Annotated in this window: 18 protein-coding genes, 1 tRNA gene and 2 pseudogenes; 11 read left to right on the top strand and 10 right to left on the bottom strand. The window is 41.8% G+C overall.

Annotated elements, in window-relative coordinates; genetic code table 11:
• Window positions 1–36: 36 nt before the first annotated feature.
• Together DYI81_RS02615 and DYI81_RS02610 are read right to left on the bottom strand one after the other, a co-directional pair.
• Window positions 37–112: transfer RNA gene (locus tag DYI81_RS02615), tRNA-Phe, on the bottom strand.
• Window positions 113–395: 283 nt separating this feature from the next.
• Window positions 396–773: a GNAT family N-acetyltransferase gene (locus tag DYI81_RS02610; RefSeq protein WP_106984265.1), complete on the bottom strand. Its 378-nt coding sequence runs from the start codon at window positions 771–773 to the stop codon at window positions 396–398.
• Between the two features lie 91 nt (window positions 774–864).
• On the opposite strand from DYI81_RS02610, the gene hisB reads away from it, so the two are divergent.
• The 6 genes from hisB (at window position 865) to DYI81_RS02580 (ending at window position 6162) form a co-directional block, all read left to right on the top strand.
• Window positions 865–1458: an imidazoleglycerol-phosphate dehydratase HisB gene (hisB, locus tag DYI81_RS02605; protein ID WP_106984264.1), complete on the top strand. Its 594-nt coding sequence runs from the start codon at window positions 865–867 to the stop codon at window positions 1456–1458.
• Window positions 1458–2075, top strand: a complete 618-nt coding sequence (gene hisH, locus DYI81_RS02600) for an imidazole glycerol phosphate synthase subunit HisH (RefSeq protein ID WP_106984263.1) — start codon at window positions 1458–1460, stop codon at window positions 2073–2075. Before hisB ends, hisH begins: the two co-directional genes overlap by 1 nt.
• Window positions 2076–2519: 444 nt before the next feature.
• The gene (locus DYI81_RS02595) at window positions 2520–3518 is read left to right on the top strand and encodes a hypothetical protein (RefSeq protein WP_106984262.1); all 999 of its coding nucleotides are present in this window, start codon (window positions 2520–2522) and stop codon (window positions 3516–3518) included.
• A gap of 183 nt (window positions 3519–3701) precedes the next feature.
• Window positions 3702–4379: a 3'-5' exonuclease gene (locus DYI81_RS02590; protein WP_117006622.1), complete on the top strand. Its 678-nt coding sequence runs from the start codon at window positions 3702–3704 to the stop codon at window positions 4377–4379.
• 69 nt (window positions 4380–4448) lie between these two features.
• Window positions 4449–5171, top strand: coding sequence for a 1-(5-phosphoribosyl)-5-[(5-phosphoribosylamino)methylideneamino]imidazole-4-carboxamide isomerase (hisA, locus tag DYI81_RS02585; protein ID WP_106984260.1), 723 nt, complete (start codon window positions 4449–4451; stop codon window positions 5169–5171).
• A 76-nt stretch (window positions 5172–5247) separates the two neighbouring features.
• Entirely contained in the window at window positions 5248–6162 is a 915-nt protein-coding gene (locus DYI81_RS02580) for a DMT family transporter (RefSeq protein ID WP_117006621.1), read from the top strand.
• A gap of 67 nt (window positions 6163–6229) precedes the next feature.
• Here DYI81_RS02580 and DYI81_RS02575 read toward each other — a convergent pair whose 3' ends face one another.
• Entirely contained in the window at window positions 6230–7639 is a 1410-nt protein-coding gene (locus DYI81_RS02575) for an FAD-dependent oxidoreductase (RefSeq protein ID WP_117006620.1), read from the bottom strand.
• A 56-nt stretch (window positions 7640–7695) separates the two neighbouring features.
• Window positions 7696–9027, bottom strand: a pseudogene (locus tag DYI81_RS02570) (APC family permease).
• Between the two features lie 98 nt (window positions 9028–9125).
• On the opposite strand from DYI81_RS02570, the gene DYI81_RS02565 reads away from it, so the two are divergent.
• A complete protein-coding gene (locus tag DYI81_RS02565; RefSeq protein WP_106984256.1) occupies window positions 9126–9485 on the top strand; it encodes a helix-turn-helix domain-containing protein in 360 nt (119 codons plus the stop codon).
• Between the two features lie 361 nt (window positions 9486–9846).
• Here the strand turns inward: DYI81_RS02565 and DYI81_RS02560 are convergent, their stop codons facing one another.
• From DYI81_RS02560 to DYI81_RS02550, 3 genes are read right to left on the bottom strand one after another with little or no spacing between them, the layout of a single operon-like run.
• On the bottom strand, window positions 9847–10239 hold the full coding sequence (locus DYI81_RS02560; protein ID WP_106984255.1) for a hypothetical protein: 393 nt from the start codon (window positions 10237–10239) through the stop codon (window positions 9847–9849).
• A 30-nt stretch (window positions 10240–10269) separates the two neighbouring features.
• Window positions 10270–10890 (bottom strand): DUF1294 domain-containing protein, encoded by a 621-nt coding sequence (locus tag DYI81_RS02555; protein WP_106984254.1) that lies wholly within the window; start codon window positions 10888–10890, stop codon window positions 10270–10272.
• 22 nt (window positions 10891–10912) lie between these two features.
• Window positions 10913–11863: a homoserine kinase gene (locus DYI81_RS02550; RefSeq protein ID WP_117006619.1), complete on the bottom strand. Its 951-nt coding sequence runs from the start codon at window positions 11861–11863 to the stop codon at window positions 10913–10915.
• Between the two features lie 110 nt (window positions 11864–11973).
• Between DYI81_RS02550 and hisF the strand changes: the two genes are divergently transcribed.
• Together hisF and DYI81_RS18010 are read left to right on the top strand one after the other, a co-directional pair.
• Window positions 11974–12735 (top strand): imidazole glycerol phosphate synthase subunit HisF, encoded by a 762-nt coding sequence (hisF, locus tag DYI81_RS02545; RefSeq protein ID WP_320158835.1) that lies wholly within the window; start codon window positions 11974–11976, stop codon window positions 12733–12735.
• A 143-nt stretch (window positions 12736–12878) separates the two neighbouring features.
• Window positions 12879–13259, top strand: coding sequence for a hypothetical protein (locus DYI81_RS18010; protein ID WP_205669735.1), 381 nt, complete (start codon window positions 12879–12881; stop codon window positions 13257–13259).
• Between the two features lie 215 nt (window positions 13260–13474).
• On the opposite strand, the gene DYI81_RS02535 is transcribed toward DYI81_RS18010, so the two are convergent.
• Window positions 13475–14092 (bottom strand): sterol desaturase family protein, encoded by a 618-nt coding sequence (locus DYI81_RS02535; protein WP_117006618.1) that lies wholly within the window; start codon window positions 14090–14092, stop codon window positions 13475–13477.
• A 107-nt stretch (window positions 14093–14199) separates the two neighbouring features.
• Here DYI81_RS02535 and DYI81_RS02530 point away from each other — a divergent pair, with 107 nt between their 5' ends.
• Both DYI81_RS02530 and aqpZ read left to right on the top strand, forming a co-directional pair.
• Window positions 14200–15198 carry an AraC family transcriptional regulator gene (locus DYI81_RS02530; protein ID WP_106984249.1) on the top strand — a complete coding sequence of 333 codons (999 nt, stop codon included), beginning with the start codon at window positions 14200–14202 and terminating at the stop codon, window positions 15196–15198.
• 119 nt (window positions 15199–15317) lie between these two features.
• Window positions 15318–16014, top strand: a pseudogene (gene aqpZ / locus DYI81_RS02525) (aquaporin Z).
• Between the two features lie 75 nt (window positions 16015–16089).
• Here the strand turns inward: aqpZ and DYI81_RS02520 are convergent.
• Both DYI81_RS02520 and DYI81_RS02515 read right to left on the bottom strand, forming a co-directional pair.
• The gene (locus DYI81_RS02520; RefSeq protein ID WP_106984248.1) at window positions 16090–16335 is read right to left on the bottom strand and encodes a hypothetical protein; all 246 of its coding nucleotides are present in this window, start codon (window positions 16333–16335) and stop codon (window positions 16090–16092) included.
• Between the two features lie 83 nt (window positions 16336–16418).
• Window positions 16419–17522, bottom strand: a complete 1104-nt coding sequence (locus DYI81_RS02515; RefSeq protein ID WP_117006617.1) for a DNA/RNA non-specific endonuclease — start codon at window positions 17520–17522, stop codon at window positions 16419–16421.
• Window positions 17523–17645: the final 123 nt, after the last annotated feature.

Genomic DNA, 17645 nt, shown 5'->3' with positions numbered 1-17645 from the left:
GGATCAAGGATTGAAACTTTAAATAAGTTTTGAATATGGTGGCGAGACCCAGGATCGAACTGGGGACACACGGATTTTCAATCCGTTGCTCTACCTACTGAGCTATCACGCCGATGTCGCGTATTAAACAATTTAAGCAGCATGCCGTCAAGCACCGCTATGCCTTTTTTGTGTGTTTGTTTACTTTTACAGCAATATTTTACATCAATTGATTATTTTTTGTTTAAAACTCAGTTTTTTAGCCCTCTTTCTTTGCAATGGAGCATAAGCACTTAGCACTCTGCAAAAGTGCTTATGCTCCATTGGTCTTATTTTTAAAGAGGGCTCAACATCTATAGGGCATAAAAAAGCAGTCCGAAGACTGCTTAAGATGTGACTATGATTGATTCAAGCCTTTACAGCTTGTCTAAATGCGCCAAGCAACGATGAATTGCACCACAACCAGGTTCAAATACTTTGACACCTTTTTCTTCTTCCATACGGCATGCTTCACTCACCAGCCTTTCTGCCACACCGCGACCCCGGTTGGCTGGATGAACTACAATATTTTCAAGGGTTTTACTTTCCCCTTGTCCCGTACACCAGATCGCACCAATCAGTTTGGTGTTGAATTCCGCCGTATAGATTAAGGTATACTGGGTTAAACTCTGTTCTAATTGCTCAATGGCATCCGCGCCGTCACTAAATTCTGGGCTGGTGTCATACAGTCGCTCAAGCTGGCTGCGTACTTCATCATTTTCCAAAGAAGTATAGGCATGTACGGTAATAGGCATTGATAAACCCTCCTGAGCAATCTAATATCGTTGACTTCGTCATTAAGGCGAAAATTTTACATCATTTTTGACGTTTTTGAGGAACGTGTCTATGACAGATCGTATCAGCGAAGTGGTAAGAAACACTAACGAAACTAAAATCCGAGTTCGTTTGAACCTCGATGGTACAGGTCAAGGCACACTCAACACTGGTATTCCATTTTTAGATCATATGATCGATCAAATCAAGCGACATGGCTTATTTGACATTGATATTCATTGTGATGGCGACCTTGAAATTGATGACCATCATACTGTAGAAGATTGCGGTATTACTTTAGGTCAAGCTTTCGCACAAGCTTTGGGTGATAAAAAAGGCCTTAAACGCTATGGTCATTTTTATGCACCACTTGATGAATCACTCAGCCGTGCAGTAGTGGATTTGTCTGGCCGTCCAGGTTTATTTATGGATATTCCATTTACACGTGCCATGATTGGTCGCTTTGATGTGGATTTATTCTCTGAATTTTTCCAAGGTTTTGTGAACCATTCACTAATGACTGTTCACCTTGATAACCTGAAAGGCAAAAACAGCCATCACCAAATTGAAAGTACATTTAAAGCTTTTGCACGTGCACTTCGTATGGCATGTGAAATTGATCCACGTGCTGCCAATACTGTTGCTTCAACCAAAGGTACTTTGTAATGACCCGTATTGCCCTTCTTGACTATGGCATGGGAAATCTTCACTCTGCAGCCAAAGCACTAGAGCATGTAGGCGCAACAGTTGATGTGACCAATGACCCTAAGCTGATTGCTCAGGCAGATAAAATTGTATTCCCTGGTGTCGGTGCCATGCGCGATTGCATGCAAGGCATGCACGAAGCTGGCATTGATGAAGTGGTACGCAATGCCGTCTTCAACAAGCCTGTATTGGCAATTTGTGTGGGTATGCAAGCCTTAATGCAGCACTCTGAAGAAAATGGCGGTGCTGATGCACTGGGTATTTTTGAAGGTGTAGTGAAACGCTTTCCAGATGTAGACGGTTTAAAAGTACCGCACATGGGTTGGAACCAAGTTCATCAAGCAGATCCAAGCCATCCAATGTGGAATAACATTGAACAAGATGCGCGTTTCTACTTCGTACATAGCTTCTATGTTGAACCTAAAGATACGGCGCTCGTAGCTGCAACTTGTGATTATGGCCTAGAATTCTGTACAGCAATCCATCAAGAAAACTTGTTTGCGACGCAGTTCCATCCAGAAAAGAGCCATACTGCTGGTTTACAATTATTAAAGAACTTTGTGGAATGGAATATCTAAATCCATTTATCAATAAAAAAGCCAACAAAACGTTGGCTTTTTTTATATTTTTTTGTTCTTTGTTTTAAGACAATATTATTTTAAACATATAAATTCAAATATTTATAATTAAAAAAATCCACATGAGCGATAAACAAAAAATCAAATATTCACTTAATATATTAATTAATTATTCATTTTAAATTACACAGTAAATAGCCAACACTTATCAAGTAGATACGATTAAGACTCTGTTTTTTATCAAAAATAATTACATTTTCTCACAATTCTTTTTTGTCACAATATTTGGTTGTTTTTTAACACAAAAACCATAAACAGTGACATATATCACTATTATCTACATTTTTTATATTTTGTTCACACTATGTTTGTCTGTTAAACATAAATAGTAAGACCTCTTCACATACTTTCGAATACAAGAAATGCAAAACGGAGAATTCCAAAATGTTTAAATTATTTTCGGGCAAAATCAGTGGCGTTTTAACACTGGGATTACAGGGTCTCACCAAAGCTGTGGGCTATATTTTAGATGCTGTGGTACATACAGCCGACGCGCTCATTGATACAGTTGGCGTAGTTCTCTCTCCACTCACGAGCGCTTTAAGCCATGTACCAATATTAGGTACAACGGTCAATAAAGTCTTAGACACAACCACCAACATTTTAGATTCAGTTACCCATGAATTACACCAAACTGCACATACGCTAAAAACAGGTAACCTTGAAGGCGGTGTCATTGACCTGCTTGATGGTGTGACCAGTATTGCAGGCAATGCAGTTACAGATGTTGCAGGCTTAGCTGACCATGTGGTTGGCTTAACCGATCCACTCACAGAAGTACTTGGTCAAGTGCCAGTATTAGGAGGTGCTGTTTCTGCTGTTGGTGGTACGGTAGATAACCTCTTGGGCTTTGTGGCTGAAACAGGCCAATATGTGGCAGATATCAACCCAACCGACCTTCTGAATGATCTTGCATCTAATCCAACAGGAACATTGGGTGGTGTTGTACAAGACCTTGCTGGCTCTGGTGCAAATTTAGTTGCCGATCTAAATCCACTGGTAGATCTTGCTTCACAAATTCCAGTATTGGGTGATGTGGTCGGTGCAGTCAGCGAAACAGGTACTAACTTAACAGGCTTATTAGGTGAAACTGGGCAATATATTGGCGGCATAGATGCTGGCCAATTTATTGGCAGTTTACTGACCAATCCAATTGCCACTACTGGTGAATTGGTTCAACAGGTTTCAGGTACAGTCGATAGTCTGCTTGATGACATTGCACCAATCACCGATTTAACCAATCCAATTCCAGTGGTGAATTTGGCTGTAGATGCTGTAGGTGCTGTTGCAGGAGGCGTAACCGCTGGCCTATATGATGCTGGTACGATTTTAACAACTGCTCCATCTTTACTGGATCAATTCCAATTGCCTTCTTTTGTCTAAATCTCTCCCCCACGACTTTAAGTCTCTGACTTAAAATCACAAAAAAAACCTGCTCTATCGGCAGGTTTTTTGGTATTTCATCTCCATGATGAACGGATTCAATCCAACTCCTAATGACTGCACTTTGCCTAATCTTTGAAAAAATATTAAGCTCAAATACTTGCTTACTTGCGTGTCCACACCATGGATCAATCAAAATACCCGCCCCTACCCAATAAAGAAGAAATTCAAGGTTTTCCACTGTTTCAAAACTTAGCAACCGAACACATTGTTGTGATTCAAAATAAAGAACAATGTCAGGCCATTGAGACTGAACTCACACAGGCCGCGCTATTGGGCTTTGACTCAGAATCGAAACCCACCTTTCAAAAAGGTGAAGTGGCAACTGGCCCACATTTGATTCAATTGGCCACGCAGGAACGCGCATATTTGTTTCAGGTAAATGCCGAAATTTTAGCGTTTTTAAACCCTATCTTTGCCAACAGAGATCAAATCAAAGTCGGTTTTGGTCTAAAAAATGACGCTCATTTATTTCGTAAAAAAGGGATAGAACTCAATAGCGTGATTGAGTTATCAAAGTGTTTTAAGGCCTTTGGTTTAGAAAATCCTGTCGGACTTAAAAATGCCATGGCGCTCCTGTTCCGCGTAAATTTCCCTAAAAGTAAAAGCATCAGTACGTCCAACTGGTCAAGAAAGCAATTACTTCCCCAGCAAATCGCTTATGCTGCTGCTGATGCCTACGCGCCTGTTCTGGTTTTTGAGGAGCTCCTGCGTTTAGGTCTATTACCCAAGGAAATCCCCAATACCTCGCTCAAACTGCGTATTCGACCGAATAAAATAAATCCAGCATCAGACGCTTAGCGTTTTGCCAATACTTTGTTAAGATGGCGCACATTGTATTCAATTTAAGATTGGGCGAGGAGCGAAAGCATGCTGATCATCCCTGCAATTGACCTGAAAGATGGCAAATGTGTCCGTTTAAAACAAGGTCGTATGGAAGACGATACCGTATTTTCTGATGATCCAGTGGCAACTGCACAGCATTGGGTAAATGAAGGCGCGCGTCGCTTGCATTTGGTTGACTTAAATGGTGCTTTCGCAGGTACCCCAATTCATAAGCCTGTGGTTGAAGCGATTGCAAAAGCTCAACCGAATTTACCTATTCAAATTGGTGGCGGTATTCGCTCACTCGAAACCATTGAGCACTACCTTGATGCAGGCGTATCGTATGTGATCATTGGGACTAAAGCTGTTCAAAACCCTGAATTTGTTGAAGAAGCATGTCAAAAATTTGCAGGCCACATCATTGTGGGTATTGATGCAATGAATGGCATGGTGGCAACAGATGGTTGGGCAAATGTGACTGACGTTAAGGCGACTGAACTTGCGAAACGCTTTGCGGATGCTGGTGTATCTAGCATTGTGTATACCGACATTGCACGTGATGGCATGATGCAAGGTGTAAACATCGAGCAAACCGTTAATCTCGCAAGCTATTCTGGTTTACCGGTGATTGCATCTGGTGGTGTTACCAATATTGATGATGTACACGGCTTAAAAGGCCAACCGGGCATTTTAGGTGCGATTACTGGTCGTGCAATTTATGAAGGCACTCTCAACCTTCGTGAAGCTCAAGCAGTTTTAGATGCTTAATTAAGTCTCTGATTTTGTTTTAAAAGAGGTCTACGGACCTCTTTTTGTTTTTTCCGATTCCAGCTAATGAAGTGTCATGCTCTCAGTCCCCTCGGCTTTTGCCAACAAACTTCCTCAAATTTCCCTAATCCTCATTACCATCATTTGGGGCGGGAGTTTTCTCACCGTACAATATGGTCTTAATTTTAGTAGCCCACTCATTTTTGTCGGTCTACGCTTTGCAGCGGCAACACTTGCAGTCAGCATCTTGTCATGGAAATACCTCAAAGGCTTAAATCGCCATGAAGTATTTGCGGGCTTTTGTATTGGCGCGGTGATTGCAATCGGCTATGGCACACAAACCATTGGCTTACAAAGTATTAGTAGCAGTGAATCTGCTTTTTTGACTGCACTGTATGTGCCACTGGTGCCCATTTTTATGTGGCTTTGCTTTAAGCACCGTCCACACCTTATGACATGGTTAGGCGTACTCTGCGCATTTGTTGGCTTGGTGCTTTTAACAGGTAATGGCTTTGGTGCGATTCGACTCAATGTCGGGCAAATCATCACGCTTTTAGGCTCCATAGCTATCGCATTTGAAATTATTCTGATCAGCTATTTTGCCAACACTGTGAATTTACGGCGCGTCACGGTATTACAACTGGCTTTTGCCTCTTTATTGTGTTTTATGATTGCGCCTCTGAATGGTGAAACCAGCCTTCCTCAGTTTGAGTGGCCCCTGCTCGCTGTGCTGTGTGGACTCGGTTTAGCCAGCGCCGTTATTCAATTGGTGATGAACTGGGCACAGCGTATGGTTGAGCCATCTCAAGCCGCCATTATTTATGCAGGCGAACCTGTATGGGCTGCACTGATTGGCCGTATTGCAGGCGAGCGCTTAGCACCCTTGGCTTTAATCGGTGGCATGCTGGTGGTCATTGGCGTCATTGTGAGTGAATGGCGCCCTAAATTTTTAAAGAAAAATAAAGACAAAATTACTGATGAGATGTCTTAATCCTCAAAAACCGCCCTCAATAATGAGGGTGCTTTTAAGCGATATCCTTCATAAAAAAGACTTAAATTTAGAAGGACACCATCTTACCCGGATTGACCATTGCCCCCAGCCCATAAGCGGTTTTCGCCATTGGAATCACCATCGGTGCAAGTGCGCGACCAAACAAAATATCCTGATGCTGAATACTGGTGAGCATTTTAAAGTCATCGGCATTGCCACAAAAATCATCGGCAATGGCTTTGCCTATACGCACGGTTTGCGCCACACCATGACCGCTCCAGCCTTGCACGGCATAAATCGGATATTTCCCATCGGACTTACGGCTATCGGCTGCGCCATTCATAGTTAAATCTGTGGTGCCACTCCAAACAAAATCCAGCTCAACCTGTGTCAATTGCGGGAACACATGCTTGATTCGGCCCAATAAATAATCATGGGTTTTTTCAGGCGTCCAGCAAGAACCCGTCCCTTCACCGCCAAACAGCAAACGGTTTTTAGATACCCCGCGATAATAATCAATTTGGAACTGTGTATCGTACACAGGCGCATCACTCGGCAGGATTTCACTCAAGTCCAGCTCTAAAGGCGCGGTAGTACAGACGTAGGTATAAAATGGAATGGTGGTTTGATTATGGCTTTGCAGCAGCTTAAATGAAGCATGATGCACCCCAATTACGGCGCTCTTACGTGCTTTAATCACACCGCCAGTGGTCGTCACATAAATCCCATCTTCACGCTCATCCACCGATAACACTTCGGTTTGCTCATAAATTTTGCCACCTTGTTGACTAAAACCATAAGCAAGGCCACGGTTTAAAGCCAGAGGATGAATATGCCCGCCGAGGGTATCAAGTAAACCGCCATAATAATTTTCCGATTTCACATGCTCAAACAGCTCATGCTTGCCCATAATCTGAGTATGGTCTTCACCCAAATATTTACGCGCATCTGCACCTTCAGTTAAACCCACCAAATGCCCTGGGTGTACAGCTGCGGTAATGTGCTGATGTTTGCGCTGTAGCTCTAAATCATAGTTCTGCGCAATTTGGTCAATTAAAGACATCGCCTCCGTCGAAGTGAAGTGCCATAAGCGTTTAGCCTCTTCATAACTAAAGTGCTCAATCATTTCCCCTGCTTCCCAACGCGCCAGCCCAGGGGTTAATTGCCCGCCGTTACGCCCCGATGCAGCACTACCAATACGGTTTTTTTCGACCAATACTGTATCTACACCTTGCTCTGCCAAATGCAGTGCCGTGGACGCACCCAATAAGCCACCACCAATCACCACCACATCACACTCAATATCTGCATTAAGTGCATCAAAAGCCTGCCATGCGTCTAATGAGCTTTCATAATAATTGGCTGGAAAATCAAAACTGCCGCGTGCAGGATTGAGCCAATTCCACTCCTTACCGCTTTGTACATTGACACTGTTTTTATATTCAACATCGTCTACAAATTTTGGCTTTGTATTCATTTTATTTACATTCCTATTTATCAATTCTGTTTAATCGCTATAGAGGCTTCGGCCACTTAATACGCACTACCAATCACAATATTTTGTTTTCTTAACTTTTTATAAGCGAACAATACAACGCCTACTGCCAACCAAATGCCACCGCAAACCAAGGCGTTGTGTTCTAAATTCACCCAAAGGCACATCAGCGTAGCCACTGAAAGCAGCGGTAAAATCAGGTTGAGAAAGATATTTTTAAGACCATGACGTTGACCATCTCGTACATAAAATTTCATAAACACGGAGAAGTTCACGGCTGTAAAGGCAATAAGGGCACCAAAGCTAATCATGCTGACCACAGTGGCTAAATCTAAACGAATGGCTGCCAAGGAAATCAAACCAATCAACAAGACTGCATATAGTGGCGTGCCCAACTTGCTATGGACTTGACCAAATGTGCCTTTATGAAAAATGCCGTCTCGTCCCATAATATGAATCAGGCGTGATGCACTGGCATGCGTGGCAAGCCCTGAGGCAAATGTATTCATAATTTGGGCGCATAAAAATACCGATTGGAATAGCGCCCCGCCCACGTACAGGACGATCTCAGGCAGCGCTTCATCTGGGTTGTTAAAACGGACATTGGTTGGAAAATACAATTGCACAAACCAGGATGCCGTAATAAAAATCACACCGCCCGTAAGCGTGGTGAGGATAACCGCACGCGGAATAGTACGTTTCGGATCTTTGGTTTCATGTGACATGGTGGTCACCGCATCAAAACCTAAAAAGCTAAAGCACAGGATTGAAGCCCCTGCGATGAGTGGCAAAATTGATGTATCACCATTAAATAGCGGTGCGAACGTCAAGACATGCGCATAACCTTGCTCACTCCCTACCCCTTGAATGACCAAATAAATAAAGAAGCCCATAAGCAATACAGGTGCACAGACAAAGATCATGCTTAAGTTGGCCAATAGATTGATACGAAAGCAGTTGATTAAAGTGACCAAGCTGGTAAATAAAATCACCCACGCCCAATACGGTACGCTTGGAATGACCGCTTCTAAATAAATACCTGCCAACAGCGCATTAACCAAAGGCAACATGATGTAATCCAGCAAAGAACACCAACCAACAAAAAAGCCAGTTTAAGGCCCACAGGATTCTGCCGTGTAGGTATAAGCAGAACCCGATTTATCCGAATGTTTACTAAAGCGCGCATAACTAAATGCAGTAAGGAGCATGGCAAATAAAGCCAAAATATAAGCCAGTGGTACACGACCATCGGTAATACCAGACACAATGCCAAAAGTGTCAAATACAACCATTGGCGTCATATATGCGACACCAATGATCACCACTTGCCATAAAGACATTTTTTTGAAAGAAACTTGCGCTTTTTCCATAATGTCACCTGATTATTCGTTTTATTAAAGTTAATTATTTTTTTGCAACAACTATGCCATATAATATAATTATAAATATTTAAAAAATGAGCCAGTAAATGCCAAAGTATTCCATTGAAACGCGAAATCTCGCCATTCAGATGTACAAAAAAACCGACTATAAAGTGGCGGTTTGCAAAGAATTCAACATCTCTCGAGTGACCCTAGATGCATGGATAAAACTGGAAGAAGAAACAGGCGAACTGCGCCCAAAAATAGGAAAAAAACGTGGGGCACCAAGCCATATTAAGGACTGGAATGAATTTCAAGTATTTGTAAAAGAAGTAAAATTTCAAAACATCAGTGATTTAATACCGCTTTTTGAGCAACGCTTTGGCTATTCAGTTTCTTATGCAGTTTTGGTGCGGGCGATTCATCTTTTGGGCATGCGCAGACGCCGTGGACGCTACTATGCCTAAGTCATTTTTGAACTGAAAATTTAAACTATTTTTAAGGTTTAAATTAATCCAATTAAATGTACATAAATGTAAAGTTAAATTTATTAAAATGTAAATTATTTATATTAAAAAAGTAAATAATATTAATAAAAAATGTAAGTTTAATTTATTAAAAATGTAATTTAATTTTATTAAAAATGTATAGTATAAAATATTAAAAGGTACATTCAATTCGGTAAGCTTCACCATAATGAAGCAGGCACGGGCTTCAAAGTAGCGCAGATTGAAATGATAAGTACAAAAAAGACAGCCTGAGCTGCCTTTTTAGAGGCCTCACGATATCAATGAGACCTTGTATACACGCTGTGATTGTTCACCCGACTTATTGATACATCGGCTTATTGTCATTCACTGTAATAATGCCACGCACAGCACGATAAACAATCCACACCCAAGATGCCCCAACCACAAATATACAAAATGCTGAAGCGCCTAAAGCGGTTCCAGCAAATAAGTCGGGATTATTTCCTGTGAAAAATAGGAACAAGAAAGGTACAAAAGCAATCACGTTCCAAATGAGGTACCACCAAAAAGTACGGATTTGCCAAGTAAAGTGACTTTCAAAAATCGAGCCTTGCACACTGTCACGCTTGATATAATTAATCACCAATGCCACCAATGCCAATATACCCGCCGTAAAAATTGCGACGATATACAACACATATAAGGCAATGGTTAAAGTACGGTTCGAATCTTGATCTACTGAATATTCCATACACGCCCTCTTCTGTCTTTATACTTCGTTTTAAAATGGATTAAATGGTGAAATCAGCCATAAAATCAAAAGAATGTTAAAAGCTATAGTACAAAAATAAATACGGCGAAAGGGTTGTTTTTGTGTTTTATGTCTCAGTTTTTGCTGTGCCAACCACGCAGCAGGCCACCCTCCTAAAAAAGCCAATAGATGTAAACTTTGTTCAGGCACACGTCGGTTGCCCAAACGCGCTGCTTCTTTGTCCTGCGCATAAAACCAATACGTTGCTACATTTACCAAACTTAAAGCCAAGAGCGCTATACCACTAAGTAATCCTGCAATACTTAAGGCTGCAATGGCCAAAATATAGAGCACACACAGTATTTGCATGGCAGAGATATTCTTGGGCATGTGTATCACATTGTCTTTGACTGCTGGCTTGGACTGTTGTACTTGACTGGCTTTAAGGTAAGTCACTTGCTGGGCACGAAAGCGCCCATGCTCATCCAAAACAACCAAATACTCCAAAGCACAGCCGACAATAGGTCGAGGGCCAGGGCGAGCAAAGTCCTTTATATGTAAAAACACCCGCTCTTTACTGCTGTCACTGGGTTGAATAAAGCCATAGCCTTGCTCATCCAACCATTCTACTAAACGCCCTTGATCACGCATGACCACTCCCTTCAGCCTATCTTTAGGTCGTTACAAACTTTAAACGCTCAATTAACATATTGCGCATTTCAGCTGGGTTTTTCTGCAAAATATCATCCCCTGTACGGCCTTCAGCGGCATTTTTTTGTGCCACTTGCAAACGCATCATCCAGAAACGACCTGCAGCCATGGCCAAGTACAGCTCCAAACAAGATTTTTCATCCGAGGTTAAAGGGCGCACCGTTTCATAAGCATTTAAAAATGCAATGGCCTTTTCTTCATTCAACGCAACACTTGGGTATTCTGTACAAAAGTCATTGAGCGTAATCGCAATATCAAACAATAATTCGTCTTGATTTAACTCATAAAAGTCCAAAATGCCTTTGAGTTCATTGCCTTCAAATAAAGTGTTATCACGGAACAAATCGGAATGAATAAAGCCCTTTGGACGCTCTGGATACATTGCAGTTAATACTTCATATAAGCCTAAAAGGTTATTGAGTAGCATGGTATCGGCATCGTTTAAGCTTGGACGAAGCTCACGTGAAACCCCTAACCAATAGGCATGGTCACGGTAAAATGCGCGCTCTAATGGAAAACCTTGTAAAGCCACATGCATTTTTGCTTGCGCCACGGCAATCTGTTTCACTTGCTCAAGTTTAGATGGCATGGGATGTTCCCCACGCATACGCGGTGCAATTTGCGCAGGCTTATCTTTTAGCGTATGGATGGCTTTCCCCGCATAAGACAGGGGCACGGGTACAGCTAAGCCTGCTTGTCCCAAATGCTCTAATACAGGTACAAGTTCCCCTGCACCTTGCTCATCCATTTCTTCAAAAATGGTTAAAACAAACTGCTGATCATTTTCACAGACAATAAAATAGTTGGTATTTTGAATTCCGCCTTGAATGGGAATCAGGTCCACAACATTTAAACCATAAGGTGTGGCGAAGTCCTGAGCTTCCTTTAAAGTCAAAGTGGTATAAACCGACATACAAAACCTGCAAAAAATCTTACATAAGTTTGATAGAATAACCGCTCCGACTATTAAGGTGTAGCATCTAAGTCGCGAAGTTTCATAATCGGCTGTTATTTTTGGAAAAAATTATGCTTGCTAAACGTATTATTCCTTGCCTCGATGTCGACAATGGTCGCGTAGTAAAGGGTGTTCAATTCCTTGATATTCGTGATGCAGGCGATCCAGTAGAAGTAGCGCGCCGTTATAACGAACAAGGCGCAGATGAAATTACTTTTTTAGACATTACTGCCACCTCAAATGGCCGTGACACGACTTACCGTACCGTAGAGCGCATGGCTGAGTCTGTATTTGTACCACTGACTGTAGGTGGCGGTGTACGTAAAGTGGAAGATATCCGCTTATTACTCAATGCAGGTGCTGACAAAGTTTCAATTAACTCTGCAGCCATCTATAACCCAGAATTTGTCCAAGAAGCATCGCAGCGTTTTGGCGCACAGTGCATTGTGGTTGCCATTGATGCCAAAAAAACTGGCGATAATAAATGGGAAATTTTTACTCACGGTGGCCGTAAAGAAACAGGCATTGATGCCATTGAATGGGCGGTTAAAATGGCGGAATTTGGCGCGGGTGAATTACTCGTGACTTCAATGGATGCCGACGGCACTAAAGCTGGTTATGACCTTGCCCTCATGCGTCAAATCAACGACCGCGTGACGATTCCAACCATTGCATCAGGTGGTGTTGGTAATTTACAACATTTAGCAGATGGCATTATTCAAGGTGGTGCAGATGCGGTATTGGCAGCCTCTATTTTCCACTTTGGTCAGCATACCATTCCTGAAGCGAAAAAATATCTTGCAGAACAAGGTATTGAAATGCGTCTTTAATTGACTGCATGGCAACAAATATGATTAAAAGAGCATCTATATAGATGCTCTTTTTTTTGTCCATAATGTACTTAGACACCGCATTATTTATTACAAGCTTCGGTAGCTTGATCTTATTTGGCCTCGTTGCTTATGGGCTTAAAATGAGCCAAAACACACAATCTATCATCATCCTAGTGATGATCTGTGGTTTTATGTACATGTATTTATTTGGCTTAGACCTGTACCGTGAGTCAAATTATCAAAAAGCCTTAGATGCACCACAACAAATAAGTACATGCGCCGTATTCGTTCGACAAATTCAATTTAATATTAGTCGTAAACAGCAATCTGAAACAGCATTTCAATTCAAAACCGCACATTCTGAATTCTTAGAATTTAATGGCGATCCCATCGCCTTCCAACACATTCCGCAGTTGCAATATTTACAATCAGGTCATTCTTATTGTTTTCGTTATGCTAAGGACATTCATGATTGGAATGGACGCTTCATACTCACAGAATTACACCCTTCCCTAAATTAAACATAAAAAAAGGAGCCTTGTCGGCTCCTATAAACCAAGAAAAAACTACAGCACTTGGTTAGTGAATTTCAATATACGTCAATCTAAAATGCAGTACATTTTCGATAATAGGATTATAAAAACACTCAACTTAGAAATATTGACAATATTTAAGCAATTTATTGACCAATCACGACAAAACGATATTTTTAGACACCATTCGTCGTCTTTTCGGCCTAAGAGCGTAGCTCTTCAACAGCGATCGCCTTTTTATCTGCGAGCTGAACAGGAAAGAAACGTGTGACCGCTTGATTTAAAGCTTTTGAAAGTAACGCTGGCAAGGGAATACCTAAAGGATTCTTCTCTTGTAAATCTGGTGATGAGATCACTCTGGTACCCAACAGATAATCAAACCAAGGTTTGGTCACACACCAATTGGCATCCTGATTTGAGTTCATGTGGTGGTCATAGTGCCACGGAATTTTTTTCATCGCCCAATCTGGCTCTAAGTGTGCACGGCGATGGATATAGTAATAATTACCTGCAGCATACAACACGGCAAGGCTCATTCCTTTAGATACAGGATAAAACAAAGGTGCAAATACACCTACAGCAACTGCCAAAGACATGACTTCATTTTTTGTACGCCAATTTTTTAAACCTTCGACATAGCCATAATCTTCAAAAGCAGTTTTTCGTACTTCACGATGATGCTCCCAATGCGATTTCATATTGCTTGGTGATGGGCTCCAGCGTGGCTTGCCTGTGCGGTGAGTGCCATGCAAAAGATACTTATGTGCAACCCACTCAAAACCATTAGCAACCACGAGGCCCACAAGAAAACCTTTTAACATATATGCAACCTCCGATCTTTTATCTCACTATAAGCAATCAAAAAGGCTAGATATTGACCATGTTTTTAAATATCATTGACAAATTACGACAAAACCAAGAATAAAAAATGCAGCACCTTAAAGATTATACTGGCACTGTGTATGGTGGTCTCGGGCATTTGCTCTATACGTTTTATGAGCAACAACAGCTAGAGATTCCTTCCGCCTTGACTCAAGTTCAAAACCTAGAACGTTTCGACTATTCGGTTTGGCGCGATTTACTCAACTTACTCAATGAACAATTACAACGCCCTGCACTCGGGCTAGAAATTGCCAATGCCGTACAGCCCAAACATTTGGGCATTATTGCCTATATCGCCATGTCCTGTGCCAATTTAGGCGAGGCGCTGTATCGTTATCATGATTTTCACCGTCTGGTTTATGATGGCTCTCCCTTAAAAGTCGAAGGCTTAGGCGCGTATTTATCCATTTGTTGGTCAGAGTTGCCACCGAATATGTCCAACCAACTCACCGATGAAGTCGCGATTGCATTAATGGTTGGTTTTTTAAAGCATTTTATTAATTTTGAAGATCTGCACATTCATGAAGTACATTTTAGGCAACCTGCACCTAAGCATGTGGCCTTATATGAACAGTTTTTCCGTTGCAAGGTCCGCTTTTCTCAACCGAGTTCACAAGTACTTTTACCCATCGAAGAGTTGTCTCGCCCGTTTTCACACAGTGATGACACCCTGCAACAGCTCTTAATTCAACAAGCGCAAGCCTTACTGGAAAAGCTCCCCAATATCACCCAAACGGATAAATATTTACAGCAAGCCATATTAACAGGCTTACAAAAAAATCAATTTCAGATTGAAGATATCGCCCAGCAATTGCATATTTCTGTGCGCCAACTACAACGCCATTTACAACAACAAGGCAGCACCTATCAACAGCGTATGCAACAAGTACGCTGTATGTTGGCCGAAGAATACTTAAGAGATCCACATTTGGGCTTACATGAAATTGCACTATTACTCGGTTATTCCGAACAAAGTGCCTTCCAACGTGCCTTTAAACAGTGGCGTCATGTGACCCCACTACAATGGCGTCAACAGGTGCAATAATCACAACATAAGCTCCGTTTATCTTTTGATTATTGTGAAGTGAATCACATTTTGATAAATATAATTCAGGCAAAACTCCACGCCGTCATACAACAAAAAAAGGATCTTTGGAGCACAACATGAATAAATATATTGCGGAATTAATCGGTACATTTTGGCTGGTGTTTGGTGTTTGGTGGTTGTGGGAGCGCAATTTTTGCCGCTACCTACCCTGAACTCGGTATTGGATTTGCAGGCGTTTCTCTGGCTTTTGGTTTAACGGTTTTAACCGGGGCTTATGCACTAGGTCATATCTCTGGAGGACATTTTAACCCTGCCGTGAGTATTGGCTTATGGGCAGGTGGTCGCTTCAATACCAAGGACTTAGTGCCTTATATCATTGTACAAGTGATTGGTGCAGTCTTGGCTGCATGGGTGCTTTACGCCATTTTCAGTGGTCAAGCGAACTTCGCAGGAACAGGTGGATTTGCTAGTAATGGTTTTGGCGACCTTTCACCCAACAAATATTCGATGATGTCTGCACTGATCATTGAGGTTGTTCTCACTGCAATGTTCTTAATCATTATTATGGGTGCAACTGACAAACGCGCACCTGCAGGTTTTGCACCCATTGCTATCGGTTTAGCGCTCACCCTTATTCACCTCATTAGTATTCCTGTGACCAACACATCGGTAAACCCAGCACGAAGTACAGGTGTAGCACTGTTTGCAGAAACCGTCGCACTCAGCCAACTTTGGCTGTTCTGGATTGCGCCTATTGTTGGTGCTGTCATTGGTGCGGTCATTTATCGAGGCATCGCACAAGATGAACCTTAAGCAACACTAAATGCCCACTATACCCATAAAAATGCCCGTCATAGTGTGGGCATTTTTGTGTAAATTTAGCAGCGTTTATAAAAAAGGATTTTCGACTTCACCCGCCTCTGCACGTTGAATTTTTTCGGGTAAATTCACCTCAGCTTCTAAGGCTTTTACAACATCGTTTAACACTGCTTGCAAAGCTTTAGCCGCAGCTAACCCTGCTTGATCTTTGGTCAATTGTAAGTTGCCATAAAGATTGACGCAATCAAGGTCATTTTCTAAAGTCAGATCATGAATTGCGTGTGATTCTGTGCCATTTTCATAAGGCTTAAACATGATTATCTCGCTTTTTATTGATCATATCGTTGTTATATTGCCATGCCTTCGACATGGCCCTGATTTATCCTAAAGCAAGCACATTATTTCAACAACTGCAAAATATACTGCAATAATGTTTCGATCAGCTGACTAATGATCGCATCTTGTGTACTGCTGTTTTGCCCTGTACCGCTGTTCGCGTCCGTACTACTATTTGTATTAGATACATTTGAACCACCAGCAGACTTAAACTGGTTTTGCATCGCATTTAGCTTGTCAGTTGCAACATCTTCTGCACATTGGCTTTCTGCATCCCAATGTGAATAAGCAAATTGGGTGTTGGCTTTTACTCCAGCAGCGGTCAAAGGCAGTTTGTAAGTATTGCGCTTTTGCTCTTCAGTCAACTGCGGAAATAAATTAATGCCGAGTTGTTCTTCTAAATAGCAAACACTCACAACTTTCACCTGTAGCGAATTGTCATTCGGTGCATAGTAAGCACCGATCGTACCCGTTTTAGGTAAGTAGATTGCCTTATAGGTTGCCGTTGGAACAATCACCCCATTACCAATGGTTTTTAGTTTCTTCGCAGCAAATACTGGCCCAGTAACGACATACACATCTTGCTTTTGCTTTGTCACAATAGCGCGGGTCGCTTCTTCTAATTCACGCCAAACCTTTTGGTTATTCTTTGGCGCTTGAGGCACCATGTTGGCTAAAGAGAAACTGTCAAACTGCGATTCTGTGTTTGGCATATCGGCATTGGGTGCCATGTGACCACGATCATAACCCGATGCTTTGTAATCCGATAAAGTCGCGCGGTGTGCACGATCTACGCGCTCTTCTTCATGAAAGCTATCTTCACGCGGAATTTTTTGACTTAAACGAGAAGGTGTTAAAGCTTCCGCTACCCACAACGGCGTTTTAGACACCCCTGAATACATGACGTTAAAACCATTAAAACATAATGGATAACTGTGCTTATTCAAGCTGTCTTTCATTAAATAAGGGGGCACATCACGGTAAAACTGATCTAGGCATGCGCTATTTGAACCTGAGCCTGTATTAGACACAAACTGCTGAATTTTTTCTTGTCCAAATGCAATGGCAAAACTCCCTGCAGCAACCACACCCAAAATCGCTTTCACCCCATTTTGGTTGAATAATTGGGAAAGAACACCACCAGAACTACTTTTCTTTTTTGCCATTGCTACAACGATTACTTAAAAACAGATTATTTTTCTGGAGCTTAACAAGGGTAAGTCCGCCTGTATATGTAATCGCAATAGCATTGATGAAGTTTTATGCAAACATTGTCTAACAATTCACCA

Origin of the sequence: Acinetobacter sp. SWAC5 (assembly GCF_003419885.1) — a bacterium.
GTDB lineage: Bacteria > Pseudomonadota > Gammaproteobacteria > Pseudomonadales > Moraxellaceae > Acinetobacter > Acinetobacter cumulans.
This window is presented reverse-complemented; position numbering and strand designations above follow the sequence as displayed.

Bases quoted from the DNA above. Each gene is read 5' to 3' on its own strand.
- DYI81_RS02520 (WP_106984248.1), bottom strand. From the start codon at position 16,335: ATGTTTAAGCCTTATGAAAATGGCACAGAATCACACGCAATTCATGAT.
- hisH (WP_106984263.1), top strand. From the start codon at position 1,458: ATGACCCGTATTGCCCTTCTTGACTATGGCATGGGAAATCTTCACTCT.
- hisA (WP_106984260.1), top strand. From the start codon at position 4,449: ATGCTGATCATCCCTGCAATTGACCTGAAAGATGGCAAATGTGTCCGT.
- DYI81_RS02530 (WP_106984249.1), top strand. From the start codon at position 14,200: ATGCAGCACCTTAAAGATTATACTGGCACTGTGTATGGTGGTCTCGGG.
- DYI81_RS02550 (WP_117006619.1), bottom strand. From the start codon at position 11,863: ATGTCGGTTTATACCACTTTGACTTTAAAGGAAGCTCAGGACTTCGCC.
- DYI81_RS02555 (WP_106984254.1), bottom strand. From the start codon at position 10,890: ATGCGTGATCAAGGGCGTTTAGTAGAATGGTTGGATGAGCAAGGCTAT.
- DYI81_RS02610 (WP_106984265.1), bottom strand. From the start codon at position 773: ATGCCTATTACCGTACATGCCTATACTTCTTTGGAAAATGATGAAGTA.
- DYI81_RS02565 (WP_106984256.1), top strand. From the start codon at position 9,126: ATGCCAAAGTATTCCATTGAAACGCGAAATCTCGCCATTCAGATGTAC.
- DYI81_RS02575 (WP_117006620.1), bottom strand. From the start codon at position 7,639: ATGAATACAAAGCCAAAATTTGTAGACGATGTTGAATATAAAAACAGT.
- DYI81_RS02560 (WP_106984255.1), bottom strand. From the start codon at position 10,239: ATGGAATATTCAGTAGATCAAGATTCGAACCGTACTTTAACCATTGCC.
- DYI81_RS02515 (WP_117006617.1), bottom strand. From the start codon at position 17,522: ATGGCAAAAAAGAAAAGTAGTTCTGGTGGTGTTCTTTCCCAATTATTC.
- DYI81_RS02535 (WP_117006618.1), bottom strand. From the start codon at position 14,092: ATGTTAAAAGGTTTTCTTGTGGGCCTCGTGGTTGCTAATGGTTTTGAG.
- DYI81_RS02580 (WP_117006621.1), top strand. From the start codon at position 5,248: ATGCTCTCAGTCCCCTCGGCTTTTGCCAACAAACTTCCTCAAATTTCC.
- DYI81_RS18010 (WP_205669735.1), top strand. From the start codon at position 12,879: ATGAGCCAAAACACACAATCTATCATCATCCTAGTGATGATCTGTGGT.
- hisB (WP_106984264.1), top strand. From the start codon at position 865: ATGACAGATCGTATCAGCGAAGTGGTAAGAAACACTAACGAAACTAAA.
- DYI81_RS02595 (WP_106984262.1), top strand. From the start codon at position 2,520: ATGTTTAAATTATTTTCGGGCAAAATCAGTGGCGTTTTAACACTGGGA.
- DYI81_RS02590 (WP_117006622.1), top strand. From the start codon at position 3,702: ATGGATCAATCAAAATACCCGCCCCTACCCAATAAAGAAGAAATTCAA.